22 protein-coding genes and 1 other RNA gene are annotated in these 18325 nt (G+C 67.9%); 10 read left to right on the top strand and 13 right to left on the bottom strand.

Going from position 1 to position 18325, the window contains the following annotated elements; all coding sequences use genetic code 11:
* Position 1 precedes the first annotated feature (1 nt).
* The 7 genes from ACLBWX_RS06415 to gap all read right to left on the bottom strand — a co-directional run bounded on the left by ACLBWX_RS06415 (position 2) and on the right by gap (position 6669).
* Positions 2-796, bottom strand: a complete 795-nt coding sequence (locus ACLBWX_RS06415) for an inositol monophosphatase family protein (protein ID WP_447676314.1) — start codon at positions 794-796, stop codon at positions 2-4.
* A 116-nt stretch (positions 797-912) separates the two neighbouring features.
* Positions 913-1917: a tetratricopeptide repeat protein gene (locus ACLBWX_RS06420; RefSeq protein WP_447676315.1), complete on the bottom strand. Its 1005-nt coding sequence runs from the start codon at positions 1915-1917 to the stop codon at positions 913-915.
* Between the two features lie 17 nt (positions 1918-1934).
* The gene (locus ACLBWX_RS06425) at positions 1935-2597 is read right to left on the bottom strand and encodes a thiamine phosphate synthase (protein WP_447676235.1); all 663 of its coding nucleotides are present in this window, start codon (positions 2595-2597) and stop codon (positions 1935-1937) included.
* Positions 2598-2616: 19 nt separating this feature from the next.
* On the bottom strand, positions 2617-3690 hold the full coding sequence (gene fba / locus ACLBWX_RS06430) for a class II fructose-bisphosphate aldolase (RefSeq protein ID WP_447676236.1): 1074 nt from the start codon (positions 3688-3690) through the stop codon (positions 2617-2619).
* A gap of 198 nt (positions 3691-3888) precedes the next feature.
* Entirely contained in the window at positions 3889-5091 is a 1203-nt protein-coding gene (locus ACLBWX_RS06435) for a phosphoglycerate kinase (RefSeq protein WP_447676237.1), read from the bottom strand.
* 37 nt (positions 5092-5128) lie between these two features.
* On the bottom strand, positions 5129-5590 hold the full coding sequence (locus ACLBWX_RS06440; protein ID WP_447676238.1) for a hypothetical protein: 462 nt from the start codon (positions 5588-5590) through the stop codon (positions 5129-5131).
* A gap of 71 nt (positions 5591-5661) precedes the next feature.
* Positions 5662-6669 carry a type I glyceraldehyde-3-phosphate dehydrogenase gene (gene gap / locus ACLBWX_RS06445; protein ID WP_447676239.1) on the bottom strand — a complete coding sequence of 336 codons (1008 nt, stop codon included), beginning with the start codon at positions 6667-6669 and terminating at the stop codon, positions 5662-5664.
* A gap of 459 nt (positions 6670-7128) precedes the next feature.
* On the opposite strand from gap, the gene ACLBWX_RS06450 reads away from it, so the two are divergent.
* The 7 genes from ACLBWX_RS06450 to ACLBWX_RS06480 all read left to right on the top strand — a co-directional run bounded on the left by ACLBWX_RS06450 (position 7129) and on the right by ACLBWX_RS06480 (position 11622).
* A complete protein-coding gene (locus ACLBWX_RS06450) occupies positions 7129-7410 on the top strand; it encodes a DUF4164 domain-containing protein (RefSeq protein WP_447676240.1) in 282 nt (93 codons plus the stop codon).
* 35 nt (positions 7411-7445) lie between these two features.
* Positions 7446-7805: a cell division protein ZapA gene (locus ACLBWX_RS06455; RefSeq protein WP_447676241.1), complete on the top strand. Its 360-nt coding sequence runs from the start codon at positions 7446-7448 to the stop codon at positions 7803-7805.
* 77 nt (positions 7806-7882) lie between these two features.
* A non-coding RNA gene (gene ssrS / locus ACLBWX_RS06460) (6S RNA) lies at positions 7883-8040 on the top strand.
* On the top strand, positions 8030-8638 hold the full coding sequence (locus tag ACLBWX_RS06465) for a 5-formyltetrahydrofolate cyclo-ligase (protein ID WP_447676242.1): 609 nt from the start codon (positions 8030-8032) through the stop codon (positions 8636-8638). Before ssrS ends, ACLBWX_RS06465 begins: the two co-directional genes overlap by 11 nt.
* 9 nt (positions 8639-8647) lie before the next feature.
* Positions 8648-9469 carry a TIGR00282 family metallophosphoesterase gene (locus ACLBWX_RS06470; RefSeq protein ID WP_447676243.1) on the top strand — a complete coding sequence of 274 codons (822 nt, stop codon included), beginning with the start codon at positions 8648-8650 and terminating at the stop codon, positions 9467-9469.
* Between the two features lie 139 nt (positions 9470-9608).
* Entirely contained in the window at positions 9609-10604 is a 996-nt protein-coding gene (locus ACLBWX_RS06475; RefSeq protein ID WP_447676244.1) for a flagellar motor protein MotA, read from the top strand.
* A gap of 1 nt (position 10605) precedes the next feature.
* Positions 10606-11622, top strand: a complete 1017-nt coding sequence (locus ACLBWX_RS06480; RefSeq protein WP_447676245.1) for a peptidoglycan -binding protein — start codon at positions 10606-10608, stop codon at positions 11620-11622.
* 9 nt (positions 11623-11631) lie between these two features.
* Here ACLBWX_RS06480 and ACLBWX_RS06485 read toward each other — a convergent pair whose 3' ends face one another.
* From ACLBWX_RS06485 to ACLBWX_RS06495, 3 genes are read right to left on the bottom strand one after another with little or no spacing between them, the layout of a single operon-like run.
* Entirely contained in the window at positions 11632-12009 is a 378-nt protein-coding gene (locus tag ACLBWX_RS06485) for a hypothetical protein (RefSeq protein WP_447676246.1), read from the bottom strand.
* Positions 12010-12020: 11 nt separating this feature from the next.
* Positions 12021-13574 carry a S10 family peptidase gene (locus ACLBWX_RS06490; protein WP_447676247.1) on the bottom strand — a complete coding sequence of 518 codons (1554 nt, stop codon included), beginning with the start codon at positions 13572-13574 and terminating at the stop codon, positions 12021-12023.
* 40 nt (positions 13575-13614) lie between these two features.
* Positions 13615-14067: a DNA polymerase III subunit chi gene (locus ACLBWX_RS06495; RefSeq protein WP_447676316.1), complete on the bottom strand. Its 453-nt coding sequence runs from the start codon at positions 14065-14067 to the stop codon at positions 13615-13617.
* On the opposite strand from ACLBWX_RS06495, the gene ACLBWX_RS06500 reads away from it, so the two are divergent.
* The 3 genes from ACLBWX_RS06500 (at position 14044) to ACLBWX_RS06510 (ending at position 16050) form a co-directional block, all read left to right on the top strand.
* Positions 14044-14733, top strand: coding sequence for an SDR family NAD(P)-dependent oxidoreductase (locus ACLBWX_RS06500; protein ID WP_447676248.1), 690 nt, complete (start codon positions 14044-14046; stop codon positions 14731-14733). The genes ACLBWX_RS06495 and ACLBWX_RS06500 overlap by 24 nt on opposite strands.
* Positions 14733-15644 carry an alpha/beta fold hydrolase gene (locus tag ACLBWX_RS06505; RefSeq protein ID WP_447676249.1) on the top strand — a complete coding sequence of 304 codons (912 nt, stop codon included), beginning with the start codon at positions 14733-14735 and terminating at the stop codon, positions 15642-15644. Before ACLBWX_RS06500 ends, ACLBWX_RS06505 begins: the two co-directional genes overlap by 1 nt.
* Before the next feature lie 175 nt (positions 15645-15819).
* The gene (locus tag ACLBWX_RS06510; protein WP_447676250.1) at positions 15820-16050 is read left to right on the top strand and encodes a hypothetical protein; all 231 of its coding nucleotides are present in this window, start codon (positions 15820-15822) and stop codon (positions 16048-16050) included.
* 28 nt (positions 16051-16078) lie between these two features.
* Here ACLBWX_RS06510 and ACLBWX_RS06515 read toward each other — a convergent pair whose 3' ends face one another.
* The 3 genes from ACLBWX_RS06515 to ACLBWX_RS06525 all read right to left on the bottom strand — a co-directional run bounded on the left by ACLBWX_RS06515 (position 16079) and on the right by ACLBWX_RS06525 (position 18251).
* On the bottom strand, positions 16079-16381 hold the full coding sequence (locus ACLBWX_RS06515) for a hypothetical protein (protein ID WP_447676251.1): 303 nt from the start codon (positions 16379-16381) through the stop codon (positions 16079-16081).
* A 77-nt stretch (positions 16382-16458) separates the two neighbouring features.
* Complete coding sequence (locus tag ACLBWX_RS06520; protein ID WP_447676252.1) at positions 16459-17622, bottom strand: glutathionylspermidine synthase family protein; 1164 nt, start codon at positions 17620-17622, stop codon at positions 16459-16461.
* Positions 17622-18251 (bottom strand): DUF1190 domain-containing protein, encoded by a 630-nt coding sequence (locus ACLBWX_RS06525; protein ID WP_447676253.1) that lies wholly within the window; start codon positions 18249-18251, stop codon positions 17622-17624. The genes ACLBWX_RS06520 and ACLBWX_RS06525 overlap by 1 nt, the downstream gene beginning before the upstream one ends.
* Between the last annotated feature and the right edge of the window lie 74 nt (positions 18252-18325).

The following is an 18325-nucleotide window of genomic DNA, read 5'->3' on the forward strand; positions in this document are numbered from 1 at the left end:
CTCAGGCGTTGGCGCGGCGCAGGAGCTTCACGAGTTCACCGTGCAGGACTTCGTTGCCACAGGCCACCGAGCGGGCGGCCAATGGTTCGGCACCACCATCCGCACTGGTGACGAACCCGCCGGCCTCGCGCACCAGGATGATCCCCGCAGCAATGTCCCAGGTCTGAAGGTCGCGCTCCCAGTAGAGGTCGGAGCGACCGCAGGCCACGTAGGCGAGATCGAGGGCGGCCGAGCCGAAGCGACGGGCACCGCCTGTCACGGCCATCACGGCGGCGACCTCGCGCAGAAGCTTCGGATGATCGCCTCGGCCGAGATACGGAGAGCCGTAGGCGACCAAAGCATCGGCCATGTCGGTTCGCCCGGAGACGCGCAGGCGGCGGTTGTTCAAATAAGCGCCCTTGCCACGCTCGGCGACGAAAAGTTCGTCTTTGGCCGGATCATAGACCACGCCGGCGACGATCTGGCCCTCGCGCTCCAGACCGACAGAGATCGCGAAGTGTGGGATGCCGTGAAGAAAGTTCGTAGTGCCGTCGAGGGGATCGACGTGCCAAGTGTGGCTCTTGTCCGCACCCTCGACGTTGCCGGACTCCTCCAGAATGAGCCCGTAGCCCGGCCGCGCCTTCATCAGCGCATCCTTCAGAACTTCCTCGGCCTTACGGTCAGCCGCCGAGACGAAGTTTCCCGGTCCCTTACGGGAGACCTGCAGGTTCTCGATCTCGCCGTAGTCGCGCTTGAGACCGCGGGCCGCCTTGCGTACGGCGTCGACCATGACGGTCATAAGAGGTGAGCTGATCATTGATCTTCGGGTCCAGGCCGATTCAAAGAACATCGGTTGGTGAAACATTCGGCGCGGCCATAGCACGTTTACGCGCTGGCTCACCCCTTTCGAATGCGGGGCTGCCGCCCGGTCCGCTAATTGACCTTCGCGCGATCGGCCGCCAGAGCCTCGGCGCGCTGGCGCTCCGCCGGCTCAAGCCCCTTCAGGTTCTCGTCGAGCCAGGGGTCCGACAACCCCTGCGCCGAGGCCGCAAGATTCCAGGCCGCGGCCTCGACCAGATTCTTTTGAACACCGCGTCCGACCACGAACAGCCGCGCGATTCGGTTCTGAGCGATGGCGTTACCGCGAGCGGCGGCGTGCTGGAAGTAGCGCGCGGCGCGCGTCTCATCCTTCGGCAGCCCGGTGCCATTGAAGAGGAGAATGGCGAACTCGACTTCGCCGGCCAGATCGCCGTTATCCGCCGCACGCCGAAACCATTCAGCGGCCTGGGTCGGATCCTTGGTCACGCCGCGGCCCTGCAGGTAGAGGACCCCGAGATCGTGCTGTGCGGCTCCGATCTCACCATCTGCGGCCCTGCGGAACAGGGTGGCGGCGCGGGCCTGATCCGGTTCGGTGCCGCTGCCCAGGAGGATCAGCGCAAGGTTGTAGGCTGCGGTCGTGTCACCCTTGTCGGCGGCTTTCTCAAGCCATTGCCGCCCGGCTTTCATATCCTTGGTACCGCCACGTCCGTCGATGGACATCAGGCCGAGCGAGGCCATCGCGTGCACGTCGCCTTGCCCCGCGGCGAGGCGATACCATTCCGCGGCCTTGACTGGGTCCTGCTTGAGGCCGAGGCCCTGATTGTAAAGTTCGCCCAACAACGTCATCGCCGCCGCATCCTTCGGATCGGCCGCAATCCGCTTCGTCGCCTCACGGAATGCGGTCGTGTATTGTCCGCGTTGATAGGCGCCGAAGGCTGTATCTACCGGCTTATCGCTCGGCTTCGCCGTGAAAGGCACCGACCGCATGGCGTTCGGCGAATAAGGAGTCGGCAGCTCCTTAGGGGGTGCCGAGAAAACCTCGCGTGTTGCCGGCTTCGCCGCTTCCGGCGACAGCGACGACGCGCCATGAACCTCGCCGAGACTGAACATCAGCGCCATAAGGCTGAGCGCCACCCTCACGCGGTCGCCTCCCGGGCGGCGGCTACCTGCATCTGGATGGCGGCGATGTCGGCGGTCTCGCCGATCCAAAGGGTGCTTTCCAAGCCGAGGAACTCGGCCCCCGTAGCCAGGAGCGGACCAACCTGATCCGTTGCATGCGCGACGGCAATACAGGGGGTCTCGAAGATCTCGGTCCACCAGCCGGCGCGGTCTCTCACCGTCTCGGCATCGGGCGCCATGCCATCGGCGTAGAGACCGCCGAACATCACGTAGTCCACGCCGGCCTCGCCTGCATCCATGGCCGCGTGTTTCTGCTCATGCCCGCCTGCGCCGAGGATCCGGCCGTCGGCTAGGCGCTCGCGGAGGTCGCGCAAGTCACCGTCCCTCGCCTTGTCGAGGTGGATTCCGTCGGCTCCGCCGCGCGCGGAGACGCTGACGAGGTCGCCGGTGAAGCCCGGGCAGGCGACGACCACCGCCGCACCCGCATCCTGGGCTACCGGCGCCAAACGCTTGACCAGATTGACGAGGCTGCGCTCGTCGGCCAGGGCCAGGCGTAGGATGACGGCGGCGACATCGCCCGCCGCACAGGCGGCCGTGATCGCGGCGGCGAGCGCTTCGGCGTCACCGGCCTCGACCCGGTAGGGGCTGAGCAGAGCAAGGCGGGTGCGGGGTTCCGACATAGAGGGTCCTTCCGACGCCTCAGCTCGCCGCGCCGATTTTCGGGTCGAGGGAGCCGTTGGCGTAGCGCTTGGCCATGGTGGCCACGGAAACCGGGCGGATTTTGGAACCCTGACCAGCGGTGCCGAACTCTTCGAAGCGCTGCTTGCACAGCTTGGTCATCGCCTCCATCGCCGGCTTTAGGTATTTGCGCGGATCGAACTCGGCTTTGTTCTCGGCGAGGATCTTCCGGATCTGGCCCGTCATCGCCATCCGGTTGTCGGTGTCGATGTTGATCTTGCGCACGCCATGCTTGATCCCGCGCTGGATCTCCTCGACCGGCACGCCCCAAGTCGGCTTCATCTCGCCGCCGTACTGGTTGATGATGTCCTGGAGGTCCTGCGGCACGGACGAGGAGCCATGCATCACGAGGTGCGTCGTGGGCAAGCGGCGGTGAATTTCCTCGATCACGTTCATTGCGAGGACGTCGCCGTCGGGCTTGCGGGTGAACTTGTAGGCGCCGTGCGAGGTGCCCATAGCGACGGCGAGTGCATCGACCTTGGTAGCCTCGACGAACTTCACGGCCTCGTCGGGATCGGTGAGGAGCTGGTCGTGGCTGAGCACGCCCTCGGCGCCGTGGCCGTCCTCGGCCTCGCCCTGGCCACTCTCCAGGGAGCCGAGCACACCCAGCTCGCCCTCGACCGAGACTCCGGCCCAATGGGCCATCTTGGTGACGTTGCGCGTGATCTCGACGTTGTAGTTGTAGTCGGCGGGAGTCTTGCCGTCCGCTTTCAGCGATCCGTCCATCATCACCGAGGTGAAGCCGTACTGGATGGCGGTGGCGCAGGTGGCTTCGTCGCTGCCGTGATCGAGGTGCATGCAAACCGGGATGTGGGGATAGACCTCCACGAGACCATCGATGAGCTTGGCCAGCACGATGTCATTGGCGTAGGCGCGCGCGCCTTTGCTCGCCTGCAGGATTACCGGAGAGTCGGTCGCCTCCGCCGCCGCCATGATGGCGAGACCCTGCTCCATATTGTTCAGGTTGAACGCCGGTACGCCGTATTCATGCTCGGCGGCATGATCCAGGAGCTGCCTCAGGGTGATGCGGGCCATGGGTTTCTCCTCAGATACGACCGCCCCGAAGGCGATCCGCACAGCGACGCGCCAGGGGGCGCAATCTTTCCGAAATCGTTCGTCTTTTCGGACCTTTGCCGGTCCGTTGCAACTCTCGCGGGACAGCAATCAGCGGACGCAGCGCTGTTTCGGAGGACGTAAACCGTCCTCCCGGAACGCATCGCATCGCTGTTGCGGTCAGCCCTTGACCCGCAGGGCCTCGACGCCTGGCAACTCCTTGCCCTCAAGCCATTCGAGGAAGGCGCCGCCGGCGGTTGAGACGTAGGAGAAGGTCTCGCCGACGCCAGCATGGTTCAGGGCAGCCACGGTGTCGCCGCCGCCCGCCACCGAGACGAGCTTGCCGGCCCTGGTCCGTTCCGCCGCGTGCTGGGCGGCGGCGACGGTAGCGGCATCGAACGGCGTCAGCTCGAACGCTCCGAGCGGACCGTTCCAGACCAAAGTCGCAGCCTCGTCGATGGCCGCATTGATCTCGGCGACTGAGGCGGGGCCAGCATCGAGGATCATCCCGCTGTCTGGCACGGCATCGACCGACACCGTCTCGTGCGCCGCATTCGCCTTGAACTCGGAGGCCGAGACCGCGTCGACCGGCAGGATGATCCGGCACTTGGCCGCCTTGGCCGCTTCGACGATGCGCAGGGCGGTATCGGCGAGGTCCTTCTCGCAGAGCGACCTGCCAACGGCCTTGCCCTGGGCATGCAGGAAGGTGTTGGCCATGCCGCCGCCGATGACAAGCATGTCGACTTTGGCGACGAGGTTCTGAAGCAGGTCGATCTTCGAGGAGACCTTGGCACCGCCGACGAGGGCGATGACCGGACGGGCCGGGGCTTCCAGGCCCTTGGCCAGGGCATCGAGCTCAGCCTGCATCAGACGGCCGGCATAGGCGGGCAGCAGATGAGCGAGGCCTTCCGTCGAGGCGTGCGCCCGATGTGCGGCCGAGAACGCCTCGTTGACGTAGAGATCGCCGTTGACGGCCAACTGCTCGGCGAAGGCCTTGTCGTTCTTCTCCTCGCCGGCGTGGAAGCGGGTGTTCTCGAGGAGGAGAACGTCTCCGTCCTCGAGGCGTGCGACGGCATCGGCTGCGGCCGGCCCGACGCAATCTTCGGCGAAAGCGACCGAGCGGCCGAGCTTCTGGCTCAAGGTCTCCACCACGGGCTTCAACGACTCGGACGCGACGGGCTTGCCTTTCGGACGTCCGAAATGCGCCAGCAGCACGACGCGACCGCCTTGGTCGGCGATCTCGGCGATCGTCGGCAAGATCCGCTCGATTCGGGTGGCATCCGTGACGCGTCCGCCGTCCATCGGCACGTTCAGGTCCACGCGAAGAAGCACGCGCTTGCCCTGAAGTGGGCCTGCGTCGTCGAGGGTGTGGAATGCGGTCATCGGGGCCTTGGCTCTGGTCGGGCGGGACGAATCTGGATCAGCGCGGCGGCAGCATCGCGTCCAGGTGGAAGCGCTGGGCGGCGATAGTCAGTGCGACCGTGAGGACTGCAGTGATGATCGCGGTGAGCACGAGGGCGCCGGACCCGGGCAGACCGCGAGTGCGGTCGGCGATGGCGCGGACTTCACTGCGGAGGGCCGAGAGGTCGCTCTGGCGAGCCGCCTCGTTCATACGGCCGGCGGCACCCTCGACCTTCTCCTCGACGCGCGACAGCAGAGCCTCGGAGCGGGCGTACTTGTCCTCGATCCGCGAACACTTGTCTTCGATCCGGGCCAGTTGGTCGCTGCTCGGTGCGGTACCGTGCACCGAGAGAGGTTCGGCCTTGCCGATCACGACCGGAGTCACCGGAACCGAACCGGTGGGGGTCGCTGCCGACGCAGGCCCCGGGGGTGCTGGCGTGCCTGGAATGAAGTCGCGTCCGATGGGGGAGGTCTCTGTCATATCAGGCACACCATGCTGGTCGTCGCGTGGGCTTCGGGAGCGTTCGAACCGTTAGAAGGCGGTTCAGCGGCTCAGAGCAGCTTGCCCATGGCCACCGCCGTGTCGGCCATACGGTTCGAGAAGCCCCACTCGTTGTCGTACCAGGACAGGATGCGCACGAAGGTGCCGTCCATGACCTTGGTCTGGTCGAGATGGAAGGTCGACGAGTGGGGATCGTGGTTGAAGTCGATCGAAACGTTGGGCTGATCGGTATAGGCCAGCACACCCATGAGCGGACCGTCTGCGGCGGTACGGATCGCGTTGTTGATCTCCTCCACGGTGGTCTGGCGCTTGGCCGTGAAGACGAGATCGACAGCCGAGACATTCGGGGTCGGCACACGGATCGACGTTCCGTCGAGCTTGCCCTTGAGCTCCGGCAGCACGAGGCCGACGGCCTTGGCCGCGCCGGTGGAAGTCGGGATCATCGAGAGCGCAGCGGCACGGGCCCGATAGAGGTCCTTGTGCATCTGGTCCAGCGAGGGCTGGTCGTTCGTGTAGGAATGGATCGTCGTCATGAAGCCGCGCTCGATCCCAACAAGATCGTTCAGGACCTTCGCCACTGGCACGAGACAGTTGGTGGTGCAGGAGGCGTTCGAGATGACGAGGTGATCAGCGGTCAACTTGTCGTGGTTGACGCCGTAGACCACCGTCAGGTCTGCACCGTCGGCGGGCGCCGAGACGATGACGCGCTTGGCGCCGGCGTCGAGGTGGGCCTTGGCCTTGTCCTTTGACGTGAAGATTCCGGTGCACTCGAGGGCGATGTCGACGCCGAGTTCGCGGTGCGGCAGCTCGGCCGGGTTGCGCACGGCCGTGACCTTGATGCGCTGGCCATCGACAACGATGAATTCGCCATCGACCTCGACCTTGGCGTTGAAGCGGCCGTGGATCGAATCGAAGCGCAGCAGGTGAGCGTTGGTCTCGACCGGGCCGAGGTCGTTGATCGCCACCACCTCGATGTCCTTGCGGCCGGCCTCGTGGATGGCACGCAGGACGTTGCGGCCGATGCGTCCGAACCCGTTGATGGCAACCTTAACCGACACAGCGTGAGTCCTTCCCATAATCGGGCGCCGGCCACGCAGCACCCTCCAGCATGTTGATCGTCGCAGCGTACCCGACGGGCAGGCCGCGATCCGTTGCCCGCTCTGTGCGAGTCCCGATTGAACGACAGATGAACTGCCGCGCAGGCTAGGGCGCGCGATCGCAGCCGAAGACCGGAGGACGCGCGCGACGGGACACTGACCAAGCTGGCGGACAAGGGCCTGTCCGTTCGCCTGGACGCATCACGGGTTGCCGTATAGCCGGTCTGCGGGCGGGCGGTCTCTAACATGGTGACAAATCGAGGCAAAGGTTACATGGCATGGAACACGAGATGGATAACCCTTTACCGGTGGATGCCCTGCGCATCCCAGCATGGCGCTGGAGCGACCCTCCGTTAGAACCGAGGTGCCGCTGAGCGCTCGGACGCTGGAACGTTGTTGAAGAAAAAGGGGCATTCATCCGTGAGCCAGACCATCGATCTGGCGCTGCAGCGCCTTGAGGCCGTGCTCTCCCGCCTGGAGGGTGCCGTCACCCAGCGCTTCGAGGCTGCGCGGGACCCGAGTGACCTCGAGACCGAGTTGGCGATCATGGGTGAGGATCGGGCGCGCCTCGCCGCCGAACTCGATGCCGCGAGCGCCCGCCTCGCCGAAGTCGAGGCGACCTCGGCAGATATCGATCACCGTCTGGGGCTGGCGATCGATGCCGTCGAGGGCATGCTGGCCCCATCCCGCGGCAATCGCTAACCCCCGAAACCCAACGCTCCAGCGATCCGAAGCCGATGCCTCAAATCAATGTCACCATCGACGGCAAGAACTACCGGATGGCCTGCGCAGACGGCGAAGAGGCACATCTCACCGCCCTCGCCGAGGGGCTCGACGGTCGCATCACCGAGATGCGCCGATCGTTCGGCGAGATCGGTGACATGCGCCTCCACGTGATGGCGGCCCTGATGCAGGCGGATGAGTTGCAGGAAGTGCAGGGGCGACTCGCCGCACTGGAGCAAGAGGCTGCCGCCCTTCGGGCTACAGTGGCATCAGGCGACTCGGTGCGGGCGGCCGAGGAGGAACGGCTCGCAGAAAGCCTCGTGCGTTGCGCCGAGCGGATCGAGCGCCTTGCACATGTCATTTCCGCGGGGTGAAGCCTCTGCGGTGGGAAAACCTCCGGCGACGAGGCGCCCCCCTGGCGCTCCTGGCTTGCCGACGCTACATAAGTAAGGCGGGGCTGCCGGGTCCGTCAGGAGAACTTTTCCCCGGGGCCTTATCGACTCCCCAGGGAGCTGTCCCTGGCCTTGTCCCTGGACTTGGCCAACACGGCGCCCACCTACATTGTAGGTTTCCCGGGATCGACACTTCAACGGCTCACGTGGCTCCGCACTCAGACTCCTCTCCCGCCGAACACGTCATCTCCGCCCGCAAGTCTGGTCTCCGGACCGAGGCCTTGGCACGCCGAGACGCCCTTTCCGAGGAGGATCGCCGCACCGGCTCGATGCAAATCGCCGAGACGGTGATGGGTATCGGCGCGCTGGCCGAAGCCGAGATCGTCGGAGCGTTCTGGCCGATCCGCAGCGAGGTCGATCCGCGTCCGCTCGCTCGCCTGCTGTTCGCGCGCGGACAGCGGATAGCCCTGCCTAAGGTTACACCTGATGGACTCGTCTTTCGGGAATGGCGCGACGGCGAGGCCCTGGTCGCCGGTCGATTCGGCCTCAGCGAACCGAACGACGCCCTGCCGTCCCTTGATCCCACTGCGTTGATCGTTCCGCTGGCGGCCTATGACCGACGCGGCCATCGCATCGGCTACGGACGCGGCTATTACGATCGGGCCATCGCCCGCCTGTCCCGGAACGGTCGGGTGCTTACGATCGGCGTGGCCTTCTCCGTGCAGGCGGTGGATGAAGTGCCCTCGGAGCCGCACGACCAGCCGCTCGATCATCTCGTCACCGAAGCGGGTCCGGTCCCGCTGATACGGACCTGACTTTCCGCGATGCGCATTCTCTTCCTCGGCGATGTGGTGGGCCGTCCCGGCCGCACCGTCATCTCGGACCGTCTTCCCGCGCTCCGCGAGCGCTGGCGCCTCGACTGCGTGGTAATCAACGGCGAGAACGCCGCTGGCGGCTTCGGTCTGACGGAAGCCATCTGCGACGAACTCCTTCAGGCTGGGGCCGACGCGGTGACCCTCGGCAACCATTCCTTCGATCAGCGCGACGCCCTCGTCTTTATCCAGCGCCAGACACGCCTCGTGAGGCCGGCGAACTATCCGACGGGCACGCCGGGTCGTGGCGCCACCGTGATTGAGACCCAGAAGGGCGCCCGCGTCCTCGTCTTGAATGTCATGGGCCGCCTCTACATGGACGCTCTCGACGACCCATTCGCCTCGGCCGAGCGCGAACTCTCAGCCTGCCCCCTCGGCGCCGTGGCGGACGCGGTCATCGTCGACGTGCATGCCGAGGCCACCAGCGAGAAGCAGGCCTTTGGCCATTTTCTCGACGGCCGCGCCAGCTTGGTCGTGGGCACCCACACGCACACGCCGACCTCGGATCACAGAATCCTGCCCGGCGGCACCGCCTACCTGTCGGACGCCGGCATGTGTGGTGACTACGATTCGATCCTGGGCATGCAGAAAGACGAGCCCCTGCGCCGCTTCTTGCAGAAAACGCCCGGTGCTCGTCTCGAAGCGGCCCAGGGTGAGGGCACGCTCTGTGGCATCGCTGTAGAGACCGACAACGCGACGGGCCTGGCGAAAAGCGTTGCCGCGGTGCGCCTCGGGCCATATCTGGAGGAGACGTGGCCGCGGGCGTGGGATTAGCCGGCGCGAACCCAACCATCCACGGCCCGACGCCGCTGGCGACTTGATCGGCGCCGAACCACCCTGCAATGTGCCGCCGCGTCCGCCCTGCTCGCTGCGCGCGGGCTGCCAGTTCCGCGTTGAGAGTGTGCCTGAGCCGATGGCGACCCCACCCGCACCCGCGACGATCGCCAAGCCAGGCATCTATCTCGTCCGGATGCTGGTCTTCCTGATCTTGGTCGGGTTCCTCGCCTTCGTTCTATTCCGCCAGATCACGCCGGCCTTCCTGGCCAATCCGGGCCTCAATGGGCTTATCCTAGGCGTCCTGCTCATATCGGTGCTTCTGGCCTTCGGGCAGGTGATACGGCTCTATCGAGAAGCGAATTACGTCAACGCCGTCGCTGCCGGCGAGAGCCCGGGTCGGCCGGCGCCTCTGCTGGCGCCGCTGGCGCCTGCCATCGGCGCCCGGCACGATGGGATGACTCTTTCCACCAATCGCGCCTTCCTCGACACCGCGGCCGCCCGCCTCGACGAGGGAAGGGAGATTCTCCGTTACGTCTCGGGTCTCCTCATCCTGCTCGGCCTCCTCGGCACGTTCTGGGGCCTCATCGACACGCTGAGCGCGGTCGGCTCGGTGATCAGGACCATGCGCGGCGGAGGCGAGGCCGCGGCGATGTTCGACGAGCTGAAGAACGGCCTTGCGGTGCCGCTCTCCGGCATCGGCCTTGCCTTCTCGGCCTCCCTGTTCGGCCTCGCGAGTTCGCTGATCATCGGCTTCCTCGACCTGCAGGCCGGGCAGGCGCATGCGCGCTTCCACAACGAGCTGGAGGACTGGCTTCTCTCGGGCGATATACCGCAGGGTCGTGTCGAGGTCGCGGCCCCGACGAGGGCGCAATCCGCCCCACTTCCGATGCAGGACCCCGCCAGCGCCCGCGAGCTCAAAGAAGCGGTGGACCGCCTGACCACGGTGGTGGCCGAGGGCGCCAACGGCCGCGTCGCCACGCAGGCGATGACGAATCTCGCGGAAGGCATTCAGGGTCTCGTCCAGCACATGCGCGCCGAGCAGCAGATGATTCGCGACTGGGTCGAGGCACAGGCCAATCGCGAGCGCGACCTCAAGCAGGCGCTCGACCGCCTCGGCCGCGAGCGAAGCTGAGATGGCCTCGGCGCGCGGCGGCCGGCGCGACCGGAGCCTGAACGTCTGGCCGGGCTACGTCGACGCCTTGGCGACGCTGCTGCTCGCCGTCGTCTTCCTGCTCACGATCTTCGTGGTCGGTCAGTTCTTCCTGTCGCAGGAGATCAGCGGCCGCGACTCGGTTCTGACCCGCCTGAACCGTCAGATCTCGGACCTCACGGAACTGCTCGCCCTGGAACGTTCGACCCGGAAGACCCAGGAGGAGCAGGCTTCGTCCCTGCGCAACACGCTGCTGGGAGCGCAGGCCGAACGGGACCGTCTGAAGTCCCAGGCCGAGGCCGCCCAGGGCTCGGCCGGGCGCCAGGGCGAGGTCGACCGGCAGCTGGCTGCGGAGCGCGCCAACACCGCCCGCGCCGCCTCGCAGATCGACCTCCTGAACGAACAGATCGCGGCGATGCGGCGGCAGCTCGCGGCCCTGGAGGATGCCCTCGCCGCTTCCGAGACCCGGGACCGCGAGAGCCAGGCGCGCATCGCCGATCTCGGCAGCCGCCTGAACGTCGCGCTCGCCCAGAAGGTGCAGGAGCTGGCGCGCTACCGCTCGGACTTCTTTGGACGCCTGCGACAGATCCTCGGCAACCGCCAGGACATCCGCATCGTCGGCGACCGCTTCGTGCTGCAATCCGAGGTGTTGTTTCCGGCGGGCTCCGCCAGCCTGAAGCCGGAGGCCGGTCCCGAGCTCGACCGTATCGCGGGCGCGATCCTCGACCTCGCCAAGCAGATCCCGGCCGACATCCCCTGGGTGCTGCGCATCGACGGCCATACCGATGCACGGCCGATCGCCAGTGCGCAGTTCCCCTCGAACTGGGCGCTCTCGGCGGCGCGCGCCATCGCGGTGGTGCAGGCCATGGTCGCCAAGGGCATCCCGCCCCAGCACCTCCTCGCGGCGGCCTTCGGCGAGTTCCAGCCCATCGAGGCCGGAACGACCGAGGAGGCCTACGCCCGCAACCGCCGCATCGAGATGAAGCTCACCGAGCGCTGAGCCGGCGCCTCACTTCACGATCCGGTCGAGGCGGTTGTTCACGAAGAAGTACAGCTCCTTCGCGCCGGGCTCGTTGTAGAGCACCTGCACCTCGCGGCCGGCGCGCCCCTCCCCCACCAGCACGTCGGTCGGCGGCTTGCCCTTGAGCCGGACGAGATCGCATTCGCCGATTCCGATCTCGATCGCGGCGGCGCCGGCCGGCGCCGGCGCGGTGCAGGTCCCCTCCCCCGTCAGGACGGGTCCCTGGAAGGTCGGCGCCGGCGCGGGCTTCGGCAGCGCCACCGGGACCGGAGCGGGCGCCCGGGTCTCGGTGCTGGAGCAGGCGGACAGGCCACCGCCTGCGAGAACGGCCAGGACGAGCAGGCGGGGTCGGTTGAAAGCTGGCACGCGACGAGTCCTCAGCGCTGGGCGGGGCTCCGCGCGCTGAGCGCGGCCGCATAGAGAGCCGCCGCGTCCCGATGAAACGCGGCGCGCGAATCGGGCCGGGAATAGAACATGTGACCACCCGGGTACACGGCGAGATCGAGGCGTCCGCCGCCATAGGCCGGCATTTGGTCGATCAGGAGCTTCGACGCGAAGTACGGGGTGACGAGGTCGGTATACCCATGGGCGACCAGCACGCGCAGGTTGCCGTCGAGGGCCAGCACGCCGCGCAGGGCGCCGAGGGATTCGGGCGCCGAACGCCCGCCGCCCCAGGACCAGCCCCGGTTCACCGCGCCGTTGAGGAGTTCGTAGCGCAGGTCCGGCACCCGGTAGTTCAGGGTGTCGTTGTAGAGCGCGATCATCGCGCTGGTCAGGGGCGCCTGGAGCCCGGTGAGCAGCGGGTCCTCGAAACCCGAATGGGCGGCATTCGGGTCCGGGTCCCATCCGGTCACGCCGGTGTCGTAGGCGCTGGCGACCCGACCGGTGTCGCGGCCGATCTCGCGCTGGACGCTCTGACCGGAGAGCCGCCCGGCCTGGCGCCGGACGAAGCCCGGGTCGAGGCCCGTCAGGGCACCGACCCGGTCGCCCAGGCGAGAGACGGCGGCCGCGTCGGAGGGACCCTTCAGCAGGTCGGCGAGGTAGGGTCCGGTGGCATAGGCCTCCGCATCCGCCATGGTCTCGCGCGTCGGCGTGCCGCCCGCCCGCTCGACCGCGGCGGCGGCGAAGGACGGAAGCTTGATCACATGCCCCCAGGGCGTGGTGCGGGGTGCCTGCAGCCAGGCGAAGTCGAGCACGGGCGAGAGCAGAACCATGCCGGACAGACCGACGCCGATCTCCTCCTGGAGCTTCGAGGCGATCAGCGGCCCCCGGAAGCCGCCGTAGCTTTCTCCGACGTAGAACTTCGGCGCCGGCAGGCGGTCGTTGGTCCGCAGCCAGCGGGCGATGGCCGAGGCCAGCACGGACGCATCGGCGTCGATGCTCCAGTAGCGCTTGGCGTCGCCGTCGGTCGCACGGCTGTAGCCGGTGCCCACGGGGTCGATGAACACGAGGTCGGTGAAATCGAGCCAGGTCCCGTCGTTCGGCACCAGGCCGATCGGTGCCGACGGACTGATGCTGGCGCCCTCCACGGGCAGGCGCCAGGGGCCGATCGCCCCGATATTGAGGTAGGCCGAGGCGGCACCCGGACCGCCATTCACCGCGAAGGTGACGGGGCGCGCCGGATCGCTTTTCCTGCCGCCGGCCGGGCCGGCCAGCGTGTAGGCGATGAAGGCGATCTCCGCCTGGAGCTTCCCGGCCTCGTCGACGAGCGGCAGGCTTCCGGCCCGGGCGGTGAAGGCGAGAACCCGGCCATCCGGCAGCGTGACGCGGTGCTCGGTGACGGCGTCCGCCGGGAGTTTTCCACCCTGGGTGCCGCGGGGCTCGGCGGCCTTTCGTGCGTCAGCCGGCCGATCGCCCTGCGGCGCGGGCTGCGCCTGAAGGGGCGGTGCAGCGAGGAGAAGGGCCGCGAGGCCGATGGCGAGACGTCTCATGGCGTTTCCTCTCGGCGATCGTTGGAATGCGGGAGCGCGGTCAGGCCTTCTTCTGCCAGCGGCCGTCTTCGTCCTGCTGCCAGTAGGCGATCGCATGTCCGGCGGCCTTCGCCGCCTTCCACTGCTCGCGGGCGCGCAGCAGGGCATCCTGGTCGTTCCCGTCGAACAGCACGCAGATGCGTGCGTAGTCGGCGGCGTCCGACGGCAGGTCGGCGCCTTCCACCAGGAAGCGGATCGAAGCGGCGTTCGGGTTGGTATCCTTCAAGGTCAGCACGACGGGCTGGCTGGCCGCATCGGCGTCGCGATCGGTCCCGTGGGGCAGAAAGCCGTCGTCGCTGTAGGTCCAGAGCTGGTCGTCGAGGGCCTGAAGCCGCTCCTCGCTGGCAGCCTGAATCGCCGCACGCCACTGGCGCTCCAGCGAGCGCTCCAGCAGGTTCGGCAGCACCGTCTCGAGGGGCTGGTTCTGGAGATGGTAGAACAGGATCTCGGTCACAGCCTGCAAGGTAGTCATACCATTCGCCTTTGCCAGCGGCAGGACCTCACGCAGCACCCGTTCCGCCGGGCGAATCCGCGCGTGAAAACCGCGCAGGCGCGCGGCCGGGACAGAACCCGCGACGTTCTCGTGGGTAACCGTTCGGGCAAGCGGACGACGATACGGGCGAGTGACGATCCGCGCGCGATCGGGGGAAGGGACATCATGCGGCACCGGAAGACGCGGCGCGATCAGGTCATGGGCATCAGCTGGGCCTCGCGCGGCATCGGTCCCGCGACAGCCCGCATGGCTGCGAGGGCGGGGGTCCGTGTCGTCCTAGCGGACCGCAGCGGCGAAACCCGCGTGCGCAGCGCGCGGGACATCGGAGCCCAGGGCGGCCACGCCGTCGCCGTGGCGGCCGACCTCGGCAAACGCGAGAAGGGACAGCCAGTGGCGGATCACGCGATCACTGCCGTCGGCGGCTTCGACATTTGGATCAGCGTCGCCGGCCTGACCATCGACGGTCCGCTGAGCGAAGGCACCGATGCCGACTTCGAGGTCCGGCGCGCCAGCGGATCCACGCGGCCGTCCCTTCGCCCGGCCTCGACTGCGGTCCGACATGGTCCGGGCCTGACCGCGACGGCCTTCCCGGCTCGGCAGAACCGGCGCTGCCGGCGTCCGCTCTGATGGCGCTGGGACCCGTCACCAGCCCGGTCGGGCGCATCTCGCCACGTGTGGCCTCGCGCCTCGTTCCGCGTTCGACCATCGATCTTCCCGGCGGCCGGACGCTGGCCTACGCCGAGATGGGACAGGGCCCATCCCTCGTGATCATTCACGGGACGCTGATGTCCCTGGAGGACATGTGGCTCGGTCCCGTGCCGCATCTCGCCGAGCGTTTTCGGGTCATCGCCGTCGACCGCCCGGGCCACGGCTTCAGCCGGCGCCAGGGCATCGCCGATGCGCATTCCTGGCGACAGGCCGCCTTGATCCGCGACGGCGTGCGGGCGCTCGGCCTGGAGCGGCCGATCATCGTCGGCCATTCCTTCGGGGGAGCGGTGGGTCTCGCCTACGGCCTGCAGTTTCCGGACGAGATCGCGGGCGTCGTCGCGCTGGCGCCGATCTGCTTTCCCGAGCCCCGGCTCGAGCACCTGTTGTTCGGCCCCCGGGCGGCGCCGGGTGGCGGCCTCGCCTCGGCGCTGCTCGGACACTCCGTCGATCCCGCGCTTCTGCCGCTCCTGTGGAACATGATGTTCCTGCCAGCCACGATGCCGGCCGGGTACGCAGAAGCCTATCCGTTCGGACTGGCCGGGAATGCCGAGCAGTTGGTGGCCGAGGGCGCGGACGCCGCGGGGCTGTTGGCCGGCCTGACCCGAAGCGCCCTCGCCTATCACACCTGCCGCGTCCCGGTCCGAATCCTGGCCGGTGATTCCGACATCGTCGTCAGCACCCCGAGGCACGGATACTGGGCCTCACGGTGCATCCCGGGCGCGGTCTTCTCCGGCCTGTCCCGAACCGGGCACATGCTGCACCACCAGCATCCCGAGGCGGTCCTGGAAGCGGCCGTCGCGATCGAGGGGCAGGCGCGCCGAAAAACCTGATCACATTCTCGCGTCGCCCGATTCCGCTCAGGCTTCGTCAACCTGAAGCCATTATTGCAGTGCACATGCAGGTCGCCGGCGCCGCGGATACGCGCGCCGCGTGCACGCCTCCCTCTCGACCCTATGCCGGCGGCCTGAGACCGGGCGTCCGGCGATCAGCCAAGGATCTCATCCCGTGAGCTTCACCGTCAGCGCGCGCGTCTCGGAGCGTTGCTTCAGCTTCCACCACAGCTCGATCCTGGGTGCGGTGGATCAGGGCTGGTCGCTCAAGATCGCCGGTATGACGGACGTCCGAATCACGGATGCGGACGGGCGCGTCCATTGCCCGGATGCCCTTCACCAGCATCTGTTCGGGCTGCGTGGCCACGCGCACGCCGACATGGCCGTGACGAAGCTCGCGGCCTGAGCCGCGAACGTCGTCCGATTTCTCGACATCAACGCTGGATGGTCTTGCCACCGAACGTCGAGAAGGATTCGTCGATGACGCCGCGCTGAGCGGAATCGGCCTCGACGCGAACCTGGATCGCCCCGGTCAGCGCCGGTTCACCCTCGGTCTCGGTCTTGTTGCGGCCGCCTTCGAGATCGCCGCCGGCTTGCTCCGTGCCAGCGCTGTTCCGATCGCCCGCCGAGACCACCGTGATCGCCTTCCGGTCGATGCCGTGCTCCTGAACGAGGTGTTCCACGCTCATCTCGGCATCGCGACGCGTCTCGAAATCGGCGGTGAAGATCGGTGGCATTCGATGGCTCCCTGCAGGGCGACAATGGTATCGGGTCCCTGTCAATCGAACAGCGCTGGCGACGTTCCGCCCGGGCGTCATGCCGGCGCGATGTAATGCGGGACGAAGAGGGCCGCGTTCGTCGTCACCGGACCGGCCCCTTCCCGGATGCAGAGCCCGGCCGGCGCGTCACCGACGATCCAGGATCCGACGAGCGGTCGGCGCCCGCCAAAGTCCGGAAGCGGCGCCAGCGCCTGGCGGATATGGCCTTCCATCCCATAGGGACCTTCGGGCCGCGCGATCGTCACGCCGTTCTCGACCATCAGGATGTTGGCCCCCTCCCGTGACAGGAGGGGCTTGCGGACGAAGCTTTCCCCCAGGCGAGCCTTGGCCGGATCGGACTCGAAATAGGCCGGCAACAGGTTCGGGTGGTTCGGCTCGCGCGCATAGAGGTGCGGCAGCAGTCCCTTGTTCGACAGCACCGCTTTCCAGGGGGGCTCCAGGAACCGGGTCTCGGTCCGGCCGAGTTCCGCCGCGAAGGCATCCCGGAAGGCCCACTCCCACGGGTAGAGCTTGAACAGGCGGCTGATCGGCACCGCGCGCCGATCGACGAAGCGGGACCGCTCGTCGAGACCGATATCGGCGAGATCGAGGAACCGGCCATCGAGACCGGCCTGCCGCGCGCAATCCTCCAGATAGGCGACGGTGCCGCGATCCTCGGCGGCCTCCGCGAAGGCGGCGAAGGCCAGGGTGCCGTCCCCGGGCATCTCGCGAAAACGACCGATCAGTCGCTCGTGCACCGCGTTGAACTGGTCGGAGCCGGCCGGAAGCCGCCCGCGCGCCAGCAGGTCCTCGAACCAGATCCACTGGAAGGCGCCGGTCTCGTAGAGGGCCGTCGGCGTGTCGGCGTTGTATTCGAGGAGCTTGGCCGGCCCGGAACCGTCATAGGCCAGGTCGAGCCGGCCGTAGAGGGACGGATCCCCGCGGCGCCAGCTCTCGCGCACGGCGTCCCAGGCGTGCTCCGGGATCTGGAGCGAGGTGAGGATGCGCGCATCCGCGACGGCCGCATCGACGAAATCCAGGCAGAGGGCGTGCAGGTCGGCGCTCGCCGCTTCGATGTCCCGCTCGATCTCCGTGAGCGAGAACGCATAGGCGTGGCTCTCGTGCCAGTACGGCATGTCGTCCAGCGTGTGGAAGTGGAAGCCGTTGCGCGCCGCGGAATCACGCCAGTCGGGACGTTCCCCGAGGAAGACGCGGCGCATCAACCGCCCCCGTGATGCGTCGTTTCGGGCTCGCCGCAGATCTCGCGTCCCGTCGCGCCGAAGCCGCCGAAGACCGTGCGCCGGACGGACGCCGCCGGCACCCGCGCGGCGCTGCTCGTCCCGTCGGCGGCCGGAGCGATCGGGCATCCCCAGCTCGTCCGATAGCTCGCCGGGGATGCCGGGCCGAGGCTTCGGTCCGCGCCGGCATTCCGAAAGAGCGGCTGGGGTTCGAGCTCTTGCGCCGCCGTGAGCCCGACCGCGTAGGCCACCATCAGCGGGACGAACGATTCGTCCCCCGGCTGCGCGGCCGTGTCCCGCCGCCGGCACTGCCCGATGCCGTGCTGGGCCTCGCACAGATCGCGCGTCGGATAGGCGGGGGCCGCCGTCGCGTAGGTCCGAAGGGCCTCCGCATACTCGGCCCGGCAGTCCTCGACCGTTCGCACGCGGCCCAATCCGCAGGCCTCCGCATTCGGATAGACGCGGATGTCTTCCATCCTCTGGGTCGGATCGATCCGGGCCAGGGCCACCGATGCCGCGCCCGCACCCGCCAGGAGGATCAGCGTCACCGTCTCGGAGCGCTTCAGGCCCCGGCTCCGATCCGTGCCACCCGTCTCGTCCTGCGAAGGCATTCCCGTTCAGGCCGCACGTCGCGGCCAGCTCCTTGCCGGTCCGATGACCCGGCCAGACGCGGATGTGGTGACGC

Source organism: Methylobacterium sp. M6A4_1b, from assembly GCF_053345175.1.